Origin of the sequence: Hymenobacter rubripertinctus (assembly GCF_003583925.1) — a bacterium.
Taxonomy (GTDB): domain Bacteria; phylum Bacteroidota; class Bacteroidia; order Cytophagales; family Hymenobacteraceae; genus Hymenobacter; species Hymenobacter rubripertinctus.
In genome coordinates this window covers 59,626-75,961 of record NZ_QYCN01000006.1, presented here as the reverse complement: position 1 = coordinate 75,961, position 16,336 = coordinate 59,626, and the positions used below count along the sequence as shown (strand labels likewise).

At 62.7% G+C, this 16,336-nt stretch carries 15 protein-coding genes; 2 read left to right on the top strand and 13 right to left on the bottom strand.

From position 1 onward, the window contains the following. Positions 1–149: 149 nt before the first annotated feature. The 3 genes from D0T11_RS05915 to D0T11_RS05905 form a co-directional block, all read right to left on the bottom strand. Positions 150–986, bottom strand: a complete 837-nt coding sequence (locus D0T11_RS05915) for a DUF4129 domain-containing protein (protein WP_182888266.1) — start codon at positions 984–986, stop codon at positions 150–152. Positions 987–1,032: 46 nt separating this feature from the next. Further along, positions 1,033–2,064, bottom strand: a complete 1,032-nt coding sequence (locus D0T11_RS05910) for a hypothetical protein (RefSeq protein ID WP_119654856.1) — start codon at positions 2,062–2,064, stop codon at positions 1,033–1,035. A gap of 160 nt (positions 2,065–2,224) precedes the next feature. Then, the gene (locus tag D0T11_RS05905; protein WP_119654855.1) at positions 2,225–3,172 is read right to left on the bottom strand and encodes a stage II sporulation protein M; all 948 of its coding nucleotides are present in this window, start codon (positions 3,170–3,172) and stop codon (positions 2,225–2,227) included. Between the two features lie 201 nt (positions 3,173–3,373). On the opposite strand from D0T11_RS05905, the gene D0T11_RS05900 reads away from it, so the two are divergent. Beyond that, positions 3,374–4,111: an RDD family protein gene (locus D0T11_RS05900; protein ID WP_119654854.1), complete on the top strand. Its 738-nt coding sequence runs from the start codon at positions 3,374–3,376 to the stop codon at positions 4,109–4,111. Between the two features lie 181 nt (positions 4,112–4,292). On the opposite strand, the gene D0T11_RS05895 is transcribed toward D0T11_RS05900, so the two are convergent. The 3 genes from D0T11_RS05895 to D0T11_RS05885 all read right to left on the bottom strand — a co-directional run bounded on the left by D0T11_RS05895 (position 4,293) and on the right by D0T11_RS05885 (position 9,574). Next, complete coding sequence (locus D0T11_RS05895; RefSeq protein WP_182888265.1) at positions 4,293–6,302, bottom strand: DUF4394 domain-containing protein; 2,010 nt, start codon at positions 6,300–6,302, stop codon at positions 4,293–4,295. A 257-nt stretch (positions 6,303–6,559) separates the two neighbouring features. Further along, a complete protein-coding gene (locus D0T11_RS05890) occupies positions 6,560–8,203 on the bottom strand; it encodes a bifunctional GNAT family N-acetyltransferase/carbon-nitrogen hydrolase family protein (protein ID WP_220473704.1) in 1,644 nt (547 codons plus the stop codon). Positions 8,204–8,446: 243 nt separating this feature from the next. Then, entirely contained in the window at positions 8,447–9,574 is a 1,128-nt protein-coding gene (locus D0T11_RS05885; protein ID WP_119654851.1) for a T9SS type A sorting domain-containing protein, read from the bottom strand. A gap of 224 nt (positions 9,575–9,798) precedes the next feature. On the opposite strand from D0T11_RS05885, the gene D0T11_RS05880 reads away from it, so the two are divergent. Beyond that, complete coding sequence (locus tag D0T11_RS05880) at positions 9,799–10,278, top strand: hypothetical protein (RefSeq protein ID WP_119654850.1); 480 nt, start codon at positions 9,799–9,801, stop codon at positions 10,276–10,278. A gap of 150 nt (positions 10,279–10,428) precedes the next feature. Here D0T11_RS05880 and D0T11_RS05875 read toward each other — a convergent pair whose 3' ends face one another. The 7 genes from D0T11_RS05875 to D0T11_RS05845 form a co-directional block, all read right to left on the bottom strand. Then, positions 10,429–11,085, bottom strand: a complete 657-nt coding sequence (locus tag D0T11_RS05875; protein ID WP_119654849.1) for a 3-oxoacid CoA-transferase subunit B — start codon at positions 11,083–11,085, stop codon at positions 10,429–10,431. A 104-nt stretch (positions 11,086–11,189) separates the two neighbouring features. Beyond that, a complete protein-coding gene (locus D0T11_RS05870; protein ID WP_119654848.1) occupies positions 11,190–11,894 on the bottom strand; it encodes a CoA transferase subunit A in 705 nt (234 codons plus the stop codon). A 65-nt stretch (positions 11,895–11,959) separates the two neighbouring features. Further along, positions 11,960–12,907, bottom strand: coding sequence for a bifunctional riboflavin kinase/FAD synthetase (locus tag D0T11_RS05865; protein WP_119654847.1), 948 nt, complete (start codon positions 12,905–12,907; stop codon positions 11,960–11,962). 64 nt (positions 12,908–12,971) lie between these two features. Next, positions 12,972–13,811 (bottom strand): tRNA pseudouridine(55) synthase TruB, encoded by an 840-nt coding sequence (gene truB / locus D0T11_RS05860; RefSeq protein ID WP_119654846.1) that lies wholly within the window; start codon positions 13,809–13,811, stop codon positions 12,972–12,974. Continuing rightward, positions 13,808–14,614 (bottom strand): undecaprenyl-diphosphate phosphatase, encoded by an 807-nt coding sequence (locus D0T11_RS05855; RefSeq protein ID WP_119654845.1) that lies wholly within the window; start codon positions 14,612–14,614, stop codon positions 13,808–13,810. Before D0T11_RS05855 ends, truB begins: the two co-directional genes overlap by 4 nt. A gap of 167 nt (positions 14,615–14,781) precedes the next feature. Continuing rightward, positions 14,782–15,099, bottom strand: coding sequence for a DUF3098 domain-containing protein (locus tag D0T11_RS23445; protein ID WP_119654844.1), 318 nt, complete (start codon positions 15,097–15,099; stop codon positions 14,782–14,784). A gap of 256 nt (positions 15,100–15,355) precedes the next feature. Beyond that, entirely contained in the window at positions 15,356–16,243 is an 888-nt protein-coding gene (locus D0T11_RS05845; RefSeq protein ID WP_119654843.1) for a cell division protein FtsX, read from the bottom strand. Positions 16,244–16,336 lie beyond the last annotated feature (93 nt).

Sequence of the window (16,336 nt, the reverse complement as noted above, 5' to 3'; positions counted from 1 at the left end):
TGCGCTGTTAGCTGACAGCTATTAGCCGTTAGCTTTTGTTCTGGTTGGATACGGGGCATTTTGGTGGCGCGGCGGCTACTGTTTGCGGCCTGAAAGCGGAAGTAGGGCAAAAGCATTAGGAACATTAGCAGCATGAAGATCAACTCTCATCAACTCACCGCTGACAGCTTGCCCGAAAGACGACGGATAAACTCCTGGCGGTCTTCGCGCAGGGCCGGATACTGGGCGGCCGAGAGCGGCAGTTCCCCGTACCACACGTACTCGAACTGGCGGGTGAGGCTCCGGAAACCGGCGGCCCAGCGCGTGCCGGCCAGCTCGCGCAGGTAATCGTGGTTGGTTTTGTCGGGCTGCCAGCGGATGAGGTGGCGCTCGGTGAGGTGGCGCAGGGCCAGCAGGTAGCCCAGGCGCACGGCCAGGCGGTAGTTGCCGGCCTGCTCGGCCCGAATTAGCTCCTGGTCGAAATCGATGCGGTGAATGTCCTCGCTCAGCGTTTCGTAGGGCAGCGGTACGGCCCGGGCGCGCCGCCCGAACAGGCCCGTAATATCCAGCCGGAGCAGGCGCAGCCCCACGTAGCCGAAGGCGGCGGCAAACAGCGCGTACACCACGTAGCGGCCCCGGCTCTCGTAGGTCGGCCCCGAGAACAGGGCCGTCAGCCAGCGCAGCAGCTCCCGCCAGAACCGCGTCCAGGCGCTGTCGGAGCTGGAGTGGATTTCGGGCTCCACGTACCGGAACTCGGGCCGCCGGGCCAGGGCGGCGAGGCGGCCGGCCGCCGGCGGCCGCAGCCGGGCCGGGGTGGCCGTATCGGTGGGTAGGGGCACCAGGCGGGTATCCGAGTGGGCGACGGTGGTATCGGCGGGGGGCAGCAGGGGCGGCTGCGGGAGCTGCGGCCCCGGCCCGGCCCCGGCCGGAGCCGCCAGCAGCAGCAACCCGATAACGGCAGTGGCCGAAACCGGGGCGAAAGCGAATGTCGGGCGGGAGCAGTTCAAGGGCGGCAAATTAGCGGGCAAGGAAATAGCAGGTGGCCAGACCAGCTTAGTATTCGCCGTCGTCGTCGGGGCGCAGGCCCTGGGCTTGGGTCAGCACCACGGGCGCGCCAATGGAATCAATCAGCAGCCGGGTGCCTTCGCCGTCGCGGCGCTCCACCAAATTGAAGTACTGGAAGCTGAGGGCAATCATGATAAGCGGGTAGAAGGTGAGCAGGATGAGTGTCTGGAGGCCCGCATACACGATGAGCAGCACCCGCGCCAGCGGCCCGAGGTCCATCGTTTCGCCTTTCATCAGGCTCATGAAGGGCAGCCCCACGGCCGACAGGCCCGCGACTGCCAGAATCAGGATCAGGTACATGATGAGGGTAATGACCACCAGTAGCCCGAAGGTGGACCACCACTTGCCTTTGATTAGCTGGAAGCAGCGTCCGATGCTGCCGAAAAAGCCGCGTCCCTCCCGCAACCACACGATAAAGTACAGGCTCAGGGCCACCATCACGTAAAACATGAACACGTAGAGCCCCAGAATGAGCACAAAGCCCAGCCAGGTCGCGCCCACCACCGAGGCGAAGAATACCATACCCAAACTCAGCACCATGCCCACGGCCATCGAACCCGCAATAAACAGCAGGCCCAGCCCCAGGAAAGAGCCCACCATGCCCAGAAACCGCGCCTTTACTACCTGCCACACCTGGCCCGGCGTTACCGGGCTGTCGGTGGTGCGGTCGGCCTGGAGCACCACGTAGCCATACACCACCAGATGCACCATCGCGAACAGGAGCAGGCCGCTCAGAACTGTTATCCAGAGGCCGGCCGAGGTGAACACTTCGGGCAGCACCCCCGAGGGCAGGCCGGTGCGGGCCTGCCGGGCCATGGTGCCGAAGGAGGCGAACAGCTGGCTCTGCATCAGCCCACTGCCAATGCCAGTGAGCAGGGCCAGCGGGAGCACCAGCACCAGCATCACCCGCAGCAGGGGCGTGGCATGAACCCGGATAAAGTCGAAGGTCGCCTCCATTTTCTGGCTGAAATCCCGGCGGCGCAGGAAATCGGTGGGGCGGTTAAAGGCAAGGTGGCGCATTGGTTTTCGCTGTTGGCTGTTGATTCATAGCTGCTGGCTGCTGGCTGCTGGCTGTTCGGTGGAAGATTCGGAGACTGAACGGGCGCGTATTGGCGGCTGGCTTTTTGCTATCGACTTTTCTTCGTTCGATGAGGTGTAGTAGTCAGTGATTCTCGTTCCTTCAGCTACCCGCTTTTCTAGAAAGCCACCACGGATAGGCCACAAAATAGCCCAGAATAAAGGTAGCCGACAGCCCGATAATACTCAGGCTGGCCGGCAGTGGCATTTCGGTATGACGCGTTACGAAGCCCTCCAGAAAGCCTGCTACCACGAATACCGGCACCAGCCCGACGACCAGCTTCATGCCGTCGCGGGCTCCGTGGCGCAGGGAGTCGCGGCGGGAGTAAGTACCGGGGAACAGCAGGCTGTGGGCCATAATCCAGCCGGCCCCGCCGGCCAGCACGATGGCCGAAATTTCGAGGGTGCCGTGAATCCAGATGGTGAGCACCGAGGGCAGCAGCACGCCCTGCTGGTAGAAAAACCACTGGAAGGAGCCCAGCATCACGCCGTTGCGAAACAGCATGAACAGCGTGAAAAGCCCCCCCGTGATGCCCCCGGCGAAGGCGTAGAGCGACACCTTCACGTTGTTGAGCGTGATGTAGAGAAACATCGGCGCTTCTTCCTCGCCCTTGTACACGGCCATCGGGTCGCCTTTCTGGATGTTGGCCAGCGTCCGGTTCACGTACTCGTCGCCGAGCACCACGCGCACGAACGTGTCGTCGTAGGCGGCCGAGAGGGCTCCGATGAATACGCACACCAGAAAAAACGCCAGCGTCGCCAGCAGCTGGCGGCGGCGGCGGGCCACCAGCAGGGGCAGCTCGCGCAGCCAGAAATCCAGAAACCGGCCGGGCTCCTGCCTTTTGTTTTTGTAGAGGGCCTGGTGTAGCTTGCCCGTTAAGCCGTTCAGGTAAGCCGTCGTGGCCGAGTCCGGGTAAAAGGTCCGGGCGTAGGATAGGTCATCGGTCAGTTCCACGTAGCGCCGGGCCAGCTCCTCGGGGCCGGCAACGGGCTGCTGCTCGTACTGCTGCCACCGGGCTTCGTGGAGGCGTAGAAAGATGGTTTCGCGCATAGCCTAAGCAAGAAGCCCGATCGGGGCTAAAGGATAAAAATCGAGGCGGATGAAAGGGGCCGGAAACGCGGCAAAAAAGGGCATTCATCCTGCCTGGACCGGTGCTCTGCTTTTGTCGAAGGTTTCTGCCCTAGTCCTATCCGCCGGGCTAAATATACAGGTTTCCCTGGGCCATAACCGGCCCTTTTTTTTAGATTCGCTATGAGTACGATTCGCATTCAGACCACCCAGAACGTGGTGCTGGAATATGAGGCCGCCAGCGTGGGCGACCGGGTGCTGGCCCAACTGCTGGACTTGGTGATAATGGGCCTGTGGGCCATTGGTGCGAATTTCCTGATCAATCAGGTGGCCGGTGTGTTGGTCGGTCAGCGGGTGCTTCAATATCTGCTGGTGGCCATTCCGCTGCTGGTGTATCATCCGGGGTGCGAAATCTTTTTCAATGGCCAGAGCCTGGGTAAGCAGGTGCGTAAAATCAAGGTCACGCGCCTCGACGGCACCCGCCCCGGCCCCGGCGACTACCTGCTGCGCTGGCTGCTCGGGCTGCTCGAAATCGGCATGACGCTCGGTTCGCTGGCCCTGGTGGCAGTGCTCTTCAACGGCCGGGGCCAGCGCCTCGGCGACCTGGCCGCCGGCACTACCGTGGTCAGCCTGCGCCCCCGCAGCCCCGATGTGCAGACGCTCACGGCCAACGTGCAGGTGCCGGCCGGCTACCAGCCCGTCTTCCCGCAGGCCCGCCACCTCTCCGACCACGACGCGGCCCTCATCCGCCGCCTCTTCCAGCAAGCCGCCAAACAAGACGACTACCTGCTGCTCAATGAACTCGCGATGAAAGTGAAAACCGTCACCACTATCCGTACCGAGCTACAGGACGAGCCCTTTATCCGCACCATTCTGCGCGACCACGCCTACTTCGCCGCCCAGGAAAGCGCCCACGGGTAGCGGTGAATGCGTGACCCGGTGAATGCGTGCTGCTTTGGCGAGGCACTTCATCCGTCATGCGGACCGAAGACCGGATACGCAAAAAGCCCTGACATCCGCGCGGATGTCAGGGCTTTTGCCTGACTCAGGAGTCGGTGAACAGTTCACCCATTCACCGAGTCACGCATTCACGCATTCGGCACTATTGCACCAGCACGCGCTGCACGCCGGCCGACTGGCCATCGACGAGCAGGCGCAGGAAGTAGACACCGGCGCGGTGGTGGGCGGCGCTCCAGGTGAGCGTGTGGGCACCGGCCGTAAGCGTGCCGGCCGAAACCTGCTCCACGGTGCGGCCCAGGGCGTCGGTCAGGACCAGCGCGGCGGCCCCGGTGCGGGGCAGGCGGAAGCTAACCTGGGCGCTGGAGGTTACGGGGTTGGGGAACAGCACGAAACCAGTGGCGACGGTCGGGTTGCGGGTGCCGGTAGTTACGCCGGCCGCGCTGGCAATGGCCAGGTCGCGCACCGCAATGCCGTTGCCGATCAGGGCGGGGGCCGTGGCCGCGCCGGTGCTCAGGTTCAGGGCGTAGAGGCTGGAGTTGGCCGAAGTGCCGGTAGCCGCCACCAGGTAGGCCGTGTTCACGTTTTCGGCCGTGCTGTAGATGTCCATATCCACGTTGGGGCCGGCCGTTACGGTAATGCCCGAGGCGCCAATAGTCTTGAGCGTGCCGTCGTTGGCGGGCACCTGGTTGGCCAGGATGTTCAGCGCCTCATCGTAGCCGAAAAGCTGGGTGGTGCGGGTAGTGCCGCCCGGGCCGGGGTAGCTGTTGGTATAGGCCGCCGAGCCGATGGCAGGCGTTTTACCGGCGTTGACGTCGCCGGCCAGATAGGTCAGCGACACATCGACGAGAGGCGCGGCGGTGCCGTCGTTGGGGTTGATGCGGAAGTTGGCGCGGTTCACGCCCTCTACCCGGATGCGGTCTACGGTGGGGTTGAAGTCGAAGGCAATGCTGCCCGAACCCAGCGGCAGGGCCAGGTTGGTGGTGCCGCTCAGGTTGGTTGCCACGCCGGTTACGGCGTTGAGGGTGTACAGCTGCCCGGTTTGGGTGGCGGCATCATAGCCCAACGCATACAGGGCGTTGTTGAGGGGGCGCACATCCATGCCCACCAGCGTTTGGGTAGCGGCCACGCCGGTAATGCCCACCGAGGTACGAATGGCACCGGGCAGGGCGGTATCAAACGAAATCAGGTTGCCACCGGCCAGCGCGTAGGCCTGGTTGCCGGTAATGGCCGGCAGGGTGGKGGGGCGGGTAATCTGCACGGCAATGTCCGTAACGGCCACGATGGGGCCGGTTCCGACCGCACCTACGGCCGTGGCAGTGCCGCTCGTCAGGTTGAGGGTGTAGAACATGGTGGAGGCCCCCGTCAGCCCGCTCACCGTTGCCACCGACATATAGGCCGTCTGGACATTGGTAGTCGGGGCAACATAAATGTCGAGGTCCGAAATCTGGCCGGCCCCGCTCACGGTGATGCCCAGCGGCCCCACGGTATTGAGCGTGCCTTCGTTGGGCGGAATCTGGCTCACAAGCCGGTTGTTGGCCTCATCCAGGTCGTAGAGGGTGGTGCTGGTGGTGCCGATGTAGCTGTTGGTGTAGGCCGAGGAGCCGACGCCGGGCGTCGCGGCGGCGTTGACGTCGCCGGGGGCGTAGGTCAGCGTGCCATCGGTGGCGGCCAGGGCACCGTTGTTGGGGTTGAGGCGGAAGTTGGCCCGGTTGCCGGCCGTCACCCGGATGCGGTCCACGGTGGGGTTGAAGTCGAACCCGATACGGTTCAGGTCGGTGCCCAGGTTTAGGGTGAGCGCCGTGCCGATGGGAGCCGCCAGACCGCTGACGCGGTTGATCGTGTAAAGCTGGGCCTGGGTGCCGCTGACATTGTACCCTAGGGCGAACAACTCCCCGGTGGTGGGGCGGAAATCGATGCCCACAACGGTCTGGCCGGCCACAACGCCCGTAATCGGGACGTTCAGCGTAAACGTGCCGGGAGTAGCCGCCTCAAACGATACCAGATTGGTGGCCAGCGTGGCAGTGATGGAGAGGCCGTATACCGTTTGGGCCGAGGCCGCAGTTGGGGCGGTGGTGGCCGCCAGCAGGGCCAGCGCGCCGAGCAGGAAGCCGCCCCGCCGGGACGTCATCCGACGAGTAGAAAGTGTTTGCATGAGTGGGTAAACGTTTGGTGAATGAAATGAAGGATAAAATGATGGAAGGGTTGGGAACCTTTTCACGTACGCACAAATCATAGCCGGCGGCTTCCCCGAATCTGGTATTTAATCTGTTTTTAATTCTAAAACGAAACGGGCGCAGTTTTTCCGTGAATAGCCCAACTATTGCGCTGCCCTAAAGCCGCACCGGCGGCCCGTCGGTAGCTGACGAGCCGCCGGTGCGGTAAGTAATCTGCAAGGTGGCCCCAGAAAATCTACGCCACCGTGATGGGGGCGTGGCGGGGCGTGGTTTTGGGGGTTCGCTCCTCGCCCTGGCTCAGCAGCTCGTCGTCGCGCTCGGTCTTCTTCACCCAGCTCACCGAGTACAAATCCTTGCGCCGGTCGCGCAGGTTGCGCACGGCCCCGCTGGTGTTCAGGTCTTTCAGCAAGTCCAGGTTGAGGTCGGCAATGAGCGTCATCTCCGTGTTGGGCGTGGCCTCGGCCACGATGGAGTCGTGGGGGAAGGCAAAGTCGGAGGGGCTGAACACGGCGCTCTGCGAGTACTGGATGTCCATATTCTCGACCCGGGGCAGGTTGCCCACCGAGCCGGTAATGGCCACGTAGCATTCGTTCTCGATGGCCCGGGCCTGGGCGCAGAGCCGCACGCGCTGGTAGGCGTTCTTGGTATCGGTCCAGAAGGGCACGAACAGGATTTTCATCCCCTCGTCGCTCAGCATCCGGCTCAGCTCGGGGAACTCCACGTCGTAGCAGATCAGGATGCCGATTTTGCCGAAGTCGGTATCGAAGCAGCGCAGCTGGCTGCCCCCGCGCATGCCCCAGTAGCTGGCCTCGTCGGGCGTTACGTGCAGCTTGTACTGCTCGTCCACGGTACCGTCGCGGCGGCACAGGTAGCTCACGTTGTGCAGCTTGCCGTCTTCGTAGAGCGGCATCGAGCCGGCAATAATGTTGATGTTGTAGCTCACGGCCAACTCCATCATCTTCACCTTGATGGGCTCGGTGAAAGCGGCCATCGAGCGAATAGCCACCGAGGGCGACTCCTCATTGGTGAGGGCCATCATCGGGGCGTTGAAGAACTCGGGAAACAGCACGCAGTCCGACTTATAGCCGCTCACGGTGTCCACAAAGAACTCCATCTGCTGGAAAAAGTCGTCCAGGTCGCGGGTGGCGCGCATCTGCCACTGCACAATGCCAATGCGCACGTTGGATTTCTGGTTGCCGATGAGCTTGTCGGTTTCCTCCTCGTAGTACACGTTAATCCACTCCAGCAGCGTGGCAAAGGCCTTGCTCTCGGAATCGTAAGGCAAATACCCGCGAATGATTTTGCGGACGTAGAAGTCGTTGGCCAGCTGGAAGGTGAGGATGGGGTCGGTGAGCTCCTTGTTGCGCACCATTTCCACATACTTGGCGGGCGTCATCTCCCCCGAATAATTGCTGTAGCCCGGAATCCGGCCGCCGGCCACCATGGCCCGCAGGTTCAGGCTCTCGCAGAGCTCCTTGCGGGCGTCGTAGAGGCGGCGGCCCAGGCGCAGCGAGCGGTACTCGGGGTCCACGAACACATCCACGCCGTAGAGCGTGTCGCCGTCGGTGTCGTGGGTATCGAACTTGCCGCCGCCCGTGATTTTGGCGTAAGTATGCTTATCGCCGAACTTGCTGTATTCCACGATGATAGCCAGCGCGGCGGCTACTATTTTGCCGTTGTCCTCAATGCAGATCTGGCCCTCGGGGAATTTCTTGATCAGGGCGTTGTACTCATCCTGGGCCCAGGAGCCCTCCATGTTGGAGTACACCTTGTCCATAATGGTTTTTACCTCCTTGAAATCGGTGCGGCGCAGGGTGCGCAATACCAGCTTGTGGGCTTCGGGCGCGGGGGTAGCGGCCGGCTCCGGGTGGGCGGGCATTGCGGGCAGGGTATTCTTTTTGGCGGCCTTACCGCCGGTTTTTCCGTGTGAACTCGTGGGCATATACTCGTGGTATGAAGTCGTAAAAGCGTACGCAAAGGTACAACTCCCGCAGCGGGAGCTTTTTTTAAGTACGATAAGCCCGACAGTTTTGATGGGAAAAAAGCGCAGATAGCCGTGGGCGGCAGTCAGGAAAAGAATTCAGCGCCAGAGCTACCGCCCACTACTGCCGCCCACGGGTACTCACTGCCGGATCAGGCGGCGCACGGCCACGCCGGCGGCGGTTTCCACCTTCAGCAGCACCACGCCCCGGAAGCTGCCGAAGGCCTCAGGAGCCAGTTGCAAAGTGCCCGCCGGGGCCTTAAGCCGGTGCTGAAAAATCCGGCGGCCCGCCAGGTCGGTAGCCGTGAGGGTGGCCGTGCCGGGGGCCGGTAGCCGCAACGTCAGCACATCGTGGGCGGGCAGCGGGTTGGGATACACGGCCAGCAGGGCTTCCGGCAACGGGGCGGTGGTGCCCAGCGGGCCGACCAGGCGACGGTAACTGTCGCGGTACTCCACTTGGGTGATGACTTCCTGGCTGGCTACTTCGTTGGTAGTGATGGTGAGCAGGGGCACATGCTGACCCGCGGCCAGCCACTTATACTCCCGCGTTACCGGCAGATCGAGGCCCTGACTGGTGGTGCCCACGCTCACGCTGTCGTGGTCTTCGAGGCGGGTAACCACGCGCACGGTGGCAAAGGTGCCGAAGGGCGTTGTGAGCGTACCCCAGGCGTCCACCTTGTTCACGCGCTTGCGCCGCTGGCTCAGGTACCCCGTGCCCGGCACGTTGATGCTGAAAAACGACCGGCTCGAATCGGGCTGGCTGGCGTAGCTCAGGGGCAGGCGGTACACCACGTCCTGCTCATTGGTACTGGCAAAGAGCACTGGCAGGGCAGTGCCGCCCACCGTGGCCCCGTAGCCCACCGACCGGAACTCGGTGGCCGAGGCCCGGAAAAACTGGTAGGGCTCGGAGAACGGCAGTACCACGGTGGGCGGCAGGGGCAGGCTTCGGGCGGCGGCCACCGTGGCCCGGTTGGGGCCGCTTACCGCCGAACCGTACGTGAGCGTGTACAGGGGCTGGTTGGGAATGCCACTGAACCGCGCCACGTTCTGGGCCGTGGCCACCAGGGCGCCGTAGTTCCAGGTCTGGCCGGGGCCGCGGCGGCTTAGAGGCGGCGCGCTGACGGGCAAGGCTACGGCGGCCGTACTGTGGCGCAGCGTATCGGTGGGCACCGGCATATCGGCCACGGTGATAACGGGCGAAGTCTGCGCCCAGGCAAGGCCGGGGGCGGTCAGGCAGGTCAGAAGCATGAGCAGGCAGCGGTAGCGCATAGGTAGCAGAAGCGGAGGATGAGAGGCTAGCAGCCGGGCAAATTCTGCCCGCGACCCGAAAACCCGCTGGCAGGTCCGGAAGAAAGCTAAACAAGTCAGAAGATACGGGTTAGCGGGCGAACTGAGCTGAATAGTCCATTATTTTATTGCTTTACGAGTATGGCAGGCCGGGCTGCCCGCTGCCCGCGCGGAACCCATCTGCGGGTATGCGTGTACCTTGCCGTATGCTACCGCCGCCCGAACGTCGTCTGCAAACCCTGGCCGCCGTGCTTCAGGTCCCGGAAAGCTTTCCGGCCACTGCCTGGCTGTGCGCGCCGCCCCGGCTCATCGGCTGGCAGCCCGAGAGCCCGGCGGCCGTGCTCATCACGGCCGCCCCCGGTCAGGCAGTACCCAGCCCGCCGGGCCTGGTGCGCACGCTGTTCATGGACGAAGTGCAGCTGCTCATCAGCCGCCTGCTGCTTCAGGTGCCGGGGGCCACGGCGGCGCTGCGGGTGCAGACGCTGCACCGCTACAAAAACCACGACGAGTTTCCCGCCCTCACCAGCCAGCCCGACGAGCTGGCCCTGCACCTGGCCGATGCTGTGCGCGCCGGCTCCCTGCCCGCCCACCAGGCCCTGGCCCACTTCCGGCGCTATTTCTCCCACTTCACCCTCGAAGCTGCCCGCCACATCCTAACCCAGGCCATGCTGCGGGGGGGAGCTTAGCTGGTAGCTAATAGCGGACAGCTTTCATCTGGCGAACTTACCCCGCCCAAAAAAAAGGGTACCGCACTCAACACAGTGCGGTACCCTTTGCGTTTTTCAGCTATCAGCTATCAGCTATCAGCTATCAGCTATCAGCTATCAGCTATCAGCTCAAATAACCATTTCCGGCACTTCGCCTTCGGGAATAACGAGCTTGCCGGCGGTGGCGGCTTTAATCTGCTCCACCGTTACGCCGGGGGCGCGCTCACGGAGCACGAAGCCATCGGGCGTTACGTCGAGCACGGCCATTTCCGTCACGATTTTCTTCACGCAGCGCAAACCCGTGATGGGCAGCGTGCAGGCGGGCAGCAGCTTGCTGCTCCCGTCGCGGGCCACGTGCTGCATGGCCACGATGATGTTCTTGGCCGAGGCCACCAGGTCCATGGCGCCGCCCATGCCCTTCACCATCTTGCCCGGAATTTTCCAGTTGGCAATATCGCCGTTTTCTGATACTTCCATGGCCCCCAGAATCGTCAGGTCCACGTGCTCGCCCCGGATCATGCCGAACGAGTCGGCGGAGCTGAACAAGCTGGAGCCGGGCAGCGTGGTCACCGTCTGCTTGCCGGCGTTGATGAGGTCGGCGTCTACGTCGGCTTCGGTGGGGAAGGGACCCATGCCCAGCAACCCATTTTCGGACTGCAACTCCACGTTGATGCCCGCCGGAATATAATTGGCCACCAGCGTTGGAATGCCGATGCCGAGGTTGACGTACGAGTTGTTTTCTACTTCCTGCGCAATGCGCCGGGCAATACCGTGTTTGTCGAGCATCTTTTCAATTAAAAAATTAAAAGTGAAAAATTAAAAATTGACGCGAAACGAAAAACAGACTGTTCCTGATTAGCTGAACTAAGCCCATTTTTAATTTTTCACTTTTAATTTTTAATTGAAGAAACCGTCCGCTGTTCAATGCGCTTCTCGTAGTTTTTGCCCTCGAAAATGCGCTGCACGAAGATGCCGGGCGTATGAATCTGGTTGGGGTCCAGCTCGCCGGCGGGCACCAGCTCCTCCACTTCGGCCACCGTGATTTTGCCGGCCGTGGCCATCATGGGGTTGAAGTTGCGGGCCGTTCCCTTGAAAATGAGGTTGCCGGCCGAGTCGCCCTTCCAGGCTTTCACGAAGGCGAAATCGGCGTGCAGAGCATGTTCGAGCAGGTACATTTTGCCGTTGAATTCGCGGCTCTCCTTGCCTTCGCCCACCTCCGTGCCGTAGCCGGCGGGCGTGAAAAAGGCCGGAATGCCCGCGCCGCCGGCCCGGCACCGCTCGGCCAGCGTACCCTGCGGAATCAGCTCCACCTCCAGCTCGCCGGCCAGCAGTTGGCGCTCAAATTCGGCGTTTTCGCCCACGTAGCTGGAAATCATTTTGCGCACCTGCCGGGTCTGGAGCAGCAGGCCGATGCCGAAATCATCGACGCCAGCGTTGTTGCTGATGCAGGTAAGACCCTTCACGCCTCGGCGCAGAATTTCCTGGATGGAGTTCTCCGGAATACCGCAGAGCCCGAAGCCGCCGAGCATCAGCGTCATGCCGTCGGTGAGACCCTCCAGGGCTTCCTGGGGGCCGCTTACTGTTTTGTTGATCATATCTGGGTGGGTGGGTTTGGAAGCGGCAAGGTAGCATTTCCCGCAGAGGTGCGCGGAGGGAAATGCTACTCCAATGCTGCCCGCGCCGCCGCCGCATCGAAGGCCAGCTGGGCTTTCAACGCCTCCAGGCCGTCGAACTTCTGCTCCTCGCGCAGGCGGGCCACAAACTCCACAGTCAGGGACTGGTCGTAGAGGTCGCCCTCAAAGCCTACTAAATGCACCTCCACGGTCTGGGCCAGGTTGCCGGCCACGGTGGGGCGCACCCCGATGTTGAGCATGGCGGGCCAGGTTTGGCCAGCGGCTGTGGTGGCGCGCACGGCGTACACGCCCCGGGCGGGCACCAGCTTCAGGGCTTCGGGGCAATGCAGGTTAGCCGTGGGCCAGCCAATGGTGCGGCCCAGCTGCCGGCCCTTCACTACGGTGCCCGTAAACGGGTAATCGTAGCCCAAGTAGCGGTTGGCGGTGGCTACGTCGCCGGCTTCCAGGGCCCGGCGGATGCGCGTGCTGCTCACGCCCACCGCGTCCACGTCCTCGCGCGGGATTTCTTCCACGCTCATGCCGTAGCGGCCCGAATGCTCGCGCAGGTAGTCGAAACCACCTTCCCGGTTGCGGCCGAAGCGGTGGTCGTAGCCGATGACGAGCTTGCCCGTGCCCACCGTATCGAGCAAAATGCGCTGAATGAAGTCTTCCGACGACCAGGCCGCGAATTCGCGGGTGAAGGGAATCACGAGCAGGTAATCCACCCCGAATCCGGCCAGCTTGGCGGCGCGCTCCTCCAGGGTGTTGAGCAGGTGCAGGTCGAGGGGCTCGGGGTGGGCGGGGGGCGGGGCCAGCACCAGGCGCGGGKGGGGCCAGTAGGTAATTACCACGGCCGGCCCGCCGCTGTTGCGGGCTACTTCCCGCAGGCGGGCCAGAATCTGCTGGTGGCCCACGTGCACACCATCGAAAGTACCGCTGGTTACTACGGCATTACCGAGGTGGGGAAACGCGGCCGGGTCCTGAATAACCTCCATAAATCACTAATTCGCGCTGATTTTCTTGCTTACGCTGGGTCCCGCTGCTTCGGTCGGATCGGGTTCAGCGGCCAACGGCGTCGCCGCCGGCCGCCGCCGCTTCGGATTCGGACTCCGGCGCGGCGGCGTGGGTGGCGTTGAAGTATTCCAGGCCGGCGCGGCGCTCGGGCTGCCGTTCCCGGCGGGGGCGGGGCGGGCGGTTGGCTTCCCCTTCGGGGCGGGGCGGGGCCAGGGCCTGGAGCTGGTCCATCGTGAGGGCGTCGGCCAGGGCGTACTCCCCGATGCGGGTGCGTACCAGCTTGGTCAGGTGGGCACCGCAGCCCAGGGCCAGGCCCAGGTCGCGGGCCAGGCTGCGGATGTAGGTGCCCTTGGAGCAGGTGATGCGGAAATCCACTTCGGGCAACTCAATGCGGGTCAGCTCGAACGCCTCCAGGGTTACCTGTTTGCTCTTGATAACGGCCTGTTCGCCCCGGCGGGCCACTTCATAGGCCCGCTCCCCATTCACCTTCACGGCCGAAAACAGCGGGGGCGTCTGGGTAATTTCGCCCAGGAACTGCGCTACGGCGGCCCGGATGGCGGCTTCGGTAAGGTGGGCGTAGGGCTGCTCCTGGTCCACGGGCGTTTCCAGGTCGAAGCTGGGCGTGGTCTGGCCCAGGCGGAAGGTGCCGGTATACTCCTTCTGCTGGGCCTGAATCAGGTCAATCTGCTTGGTTTTCTTGCCGGTGCACAGAATCAGCAGGCCGGTGGCCAGCGGGTCGAGGGTGCCGGCGTGGCCGATTTTCTTGATGCGTAGCGTGTTCTTCACCTTGCGCACCACGTCAAACGACGACCACGTCAGGGGCTTATTCACCAGCAGCACTTCGCCGGCCTCGAAATCAAACGCACTCAGGTTGAGCTCACTCATAGCAGTTGCAGGTCAATGCCCAGCCCGATCATCACCAGCAAAATGCCACCCACGATGATGCGGTAAATACCAAACGCCCGGAACCCGAACTTGGTGACGAAGCCAATAAACAGCCGGATAGCCAACAGGGCCACCACGAAGGCCACCACGTTGCCGAACAGAATCAGCTTCACGTCGGCCCCGGTCAGGCGGCCGCCATCCTGGTAAAAGTCGAGCAGGTCTTTGGCGGCGGCGGCGGCCATGGTGGGCATGGCCAGGAAAAAGGCGAATTCGGCGGCGGCTTTGCGGGTCAGTTTCTGGGTGAGGCCGCCGATGATGGTGGCCGCCGAGCGGCTCACGCCCGGCACCACGGCCAGGCACTGGAACACCCCAATCACGAGGGCCTGCCGGAAGTTGGGTGTGGTGGTCGGGTGGCCGCCATCCTCCACTGTTTCCTGCGGAAACCACTTATCCACGAACAGCAGCACGATACCGCCCAGCAGCAGCATTACGCCCACCGTCGTGACGGATTCGAGCAGGATGTCGATGTATTTCTTGAGCGTGAGGCCCACCACGACCACCGGCAGAAAGGCTACCAGCAGCTTGAGGTAGAAATCGAAGCTCTGGAAAAAGCGCCGCCAGTATACCACCAGCACCGACAGAATGGCCCCGAGCTGAATCACGACCAAGTAGAGCTTGGTGAAGGCCGTGGCCGGAATCCCCAGCAGGGCCGAGGCAATAATCATGTGGCCGGTGCTGGAAACGGGCAGAAATTCGGTGATGCCTTCGACGATGGCGAGAAGCAGCGCGTGCCAGTAGGTCATGCTTGGGGGCTAGGGACTTAGGGTTTGGGAAGCAGGCGAAAAACAACTGTCATCCTGAGCGGCGAGGAAGGACCTTATCCCATTGTCACAAGTCATGACAACGGGATAAGGTCCTTCCTCGCCGCTTGATGCGCGGAATGCTCAGGATGACGGAGTACGACGTTCTTTTACCGCTTATAAGTAGGGGCGGCGAAGGTGGGCGACGGGCTGAGCGGCGGAACCGGCTGGGAGGGCACCGTGTTGACGGTGGCCGCGTCGCGGGCTACGGGGGCGGTGGTGCCGGAGCGGGCCATAATAGCCCAGAACTCAATGCCAAAACCGATGGCCAGCAGAATCGGCCCCAGGGTGATACCCAGGAAGCCCTCGCCATACTGGGTGGGGTCGAGGGTCATGGTGATGAAGCCGGCCGCCAGTACGGCCAGCCCGATGAACATCAGGCGGTAGTTGCGCGGCCCGAAGGCGAAGCGGGGAGTAGTCGGTTCCATGAGGGCAAAGGTAGGGGAGTTGAAACAAGCCGCCGCACAAATTCAACCAATGCGGGTTTGGGGGCAATGAGCTGTATGGAGTTGAGAAGTTAAAAAGGTGAGGCGTTAGAAAGTGCGCGCTCATTCTGATACTCCGCGCAGCAACTAACAAGGTCCGGCAGTCTTTGCGCTGAAGCAGGAATCGTGGCCGAGGCAGAGCCCCCAAAGGCAACGCGCAGTGTGCCTGGAATAAGAGTACACGCATTCACTTCCCAACTCAATACAGCTCATCCAACGACATACCGCTGTACTTGCGCACGGCGCGCCAGGAGCTGAGAAAGCCGATGCCCATGCCCAGGGCCATCAGCAGCACGCCCAGGGCCGCGAACAGGCGGTCGTCTTCGAGCAGGCGCAACTCGGCGAGTTGCAGGTAGGCGTACTGAAGCAGCGCCGCCAGCAGCAGGCTGGCCAGCAGGCCGCTGGCGAGGCCCTGCCACACGGCCCGCCGCAGAAACGGCCACTGAATAAAGCCCGGCGTGGCCCCCACCAGCTGCATGCTCCGAATCAGGAAGCGCTGGGAAAACAGGGCCAGTTTGATGGTATTGTTGATGAGCACTACCACCACGAACGTAAGGATGGCCGCGAAGCCAATGAGCACCAGGCTCACGTTGCGCAGGTTTTTGTTGACGGACGTAATCAGGCTCTCCACGTAATCGACCTCGAACACACCCGGCTCCTGGCTTAGCTCCTGCTTAATACGGGCCAGATTTTTGGTGTCGGCGTAGTCGGCGTTGAGTTTGAGCAGGTAGGCGTCGCGCAGGGGGTTGTCGCCCAGAAACTGCTGGAAATCCTCGCCCGTCTGGTCGATGAGCTGGCGGGCGCCTTCTTCCTTGGACAGGAAGCGCACCTGGGGCTGCTCGTTCTTGCGGGCCACGTAGGGCTTGCGGGCCAGATCCTGCTGGAGGCGCAGCAGCTGGGTTTCGGGCAGGTTGCGCTCCAGGTACACCTGCATCTCCAGGTTTTCCTTCACCAGCGTTGACACCTGGTGGGCATGAATCAGCAACAGCCCGAACAAGCCAATTACCAGCAGGGCCAGCGTAATGCTGAACACCACCATCAGGTGGGGGTAACTACCGAGCTTTTTCTTGCGGGTGGGCTGCTTCATTTTCAGTGAATGAGTGACTCGGTGAAGGAGTGAAGTGAGGAATGAGGGACTCGGGAAAGGAGGGTATGCGGCGGAGAGAACCGTTTACTTATT

Coding starts and splice junctions, on each gene's coding strand:
- truB (WP_119654846.1), bottom strand. CDS start 13,811: ATGAGTGAGCTCAACCTGAGTGCGTTTGATTTCGAGGCCGGCGAAGTG.
- D0T11_RS05880 (WP_119654850.1), top strand. CDS start 9,799: ATGCTACCGCCGCCCGAACGTCGTCTGCAAACCCTGGCCGCCGTGCTT.
- D0T11_RS05900 (WP_119654854.1), top strand. CDS start 3,374: ATGAGTACGATTCGCATTCAGACCACCCAGAACGTGGTGCTGGAATAT.
- D0T11_RS23445 (WP_119654844.1), bottom strand. CDS start 15,099: ATGGAACCGACTACTCCCCGCTTCGCCTTCGGGCCGCGCAACTACCGC.
- D0T11_RS05875 (WP_119654849.1), bottom strand. CDS start 11,085: ATGCTCGACAAACACGGTATTGCCCGGCGCATTGCGCAGGAAGTAGAA.
- D0T11_RS05855 (WP_119654845.1), bottom strand. CDS start 14,614: ATGACCTACTGGCACGCGCTGCTTCTCGCCATCGTCGAAGGCATCACC.
- D0T11_RS05845 (WP_119654843.1), bottom strand. CDS start 16,243: ATGAAGCAGCCCACCCGCAAGAAAAAGCTCGGTAGTTACCCCCACCTG.
- D0T11_RS05885 (WP_119654851.1), bottom strand. CDS start 9,574: ATGCGCTACCGCTGCCTGCTCATGCTTCTGACCTGCCTGACCGCCCCC.
- D0T11_RS05905 (WP_119654855.1), bottom strand. CDS start 3,172: ATGCGCGAAACCATCTTTCTACGCCTCCACGAAGCCCGGTGGCAGCAG.
- D0T11_RS05890 (WP_220473704.1), bottom strand. CDS start 8,203: ATGCCCGCCCACCCGGAGCCGGCCGCTACCCCCGCGCCCGAAGCCCAC.
- D0T11_RS05910 (WP_119654856.1), bottom strand. CDS start 2,064: ATGCGCCACCTTGCCTTTAACCGCCCCACCGATTTCCTGCGCCGCCGG.
- D0T11_RS05870 (WP_119654848.1), bottom strand. CDS start 11,894: ATGATCAACAAAACAGTAAGCGGCCCCCAGGAAGCCCTGGAGGGTCTC.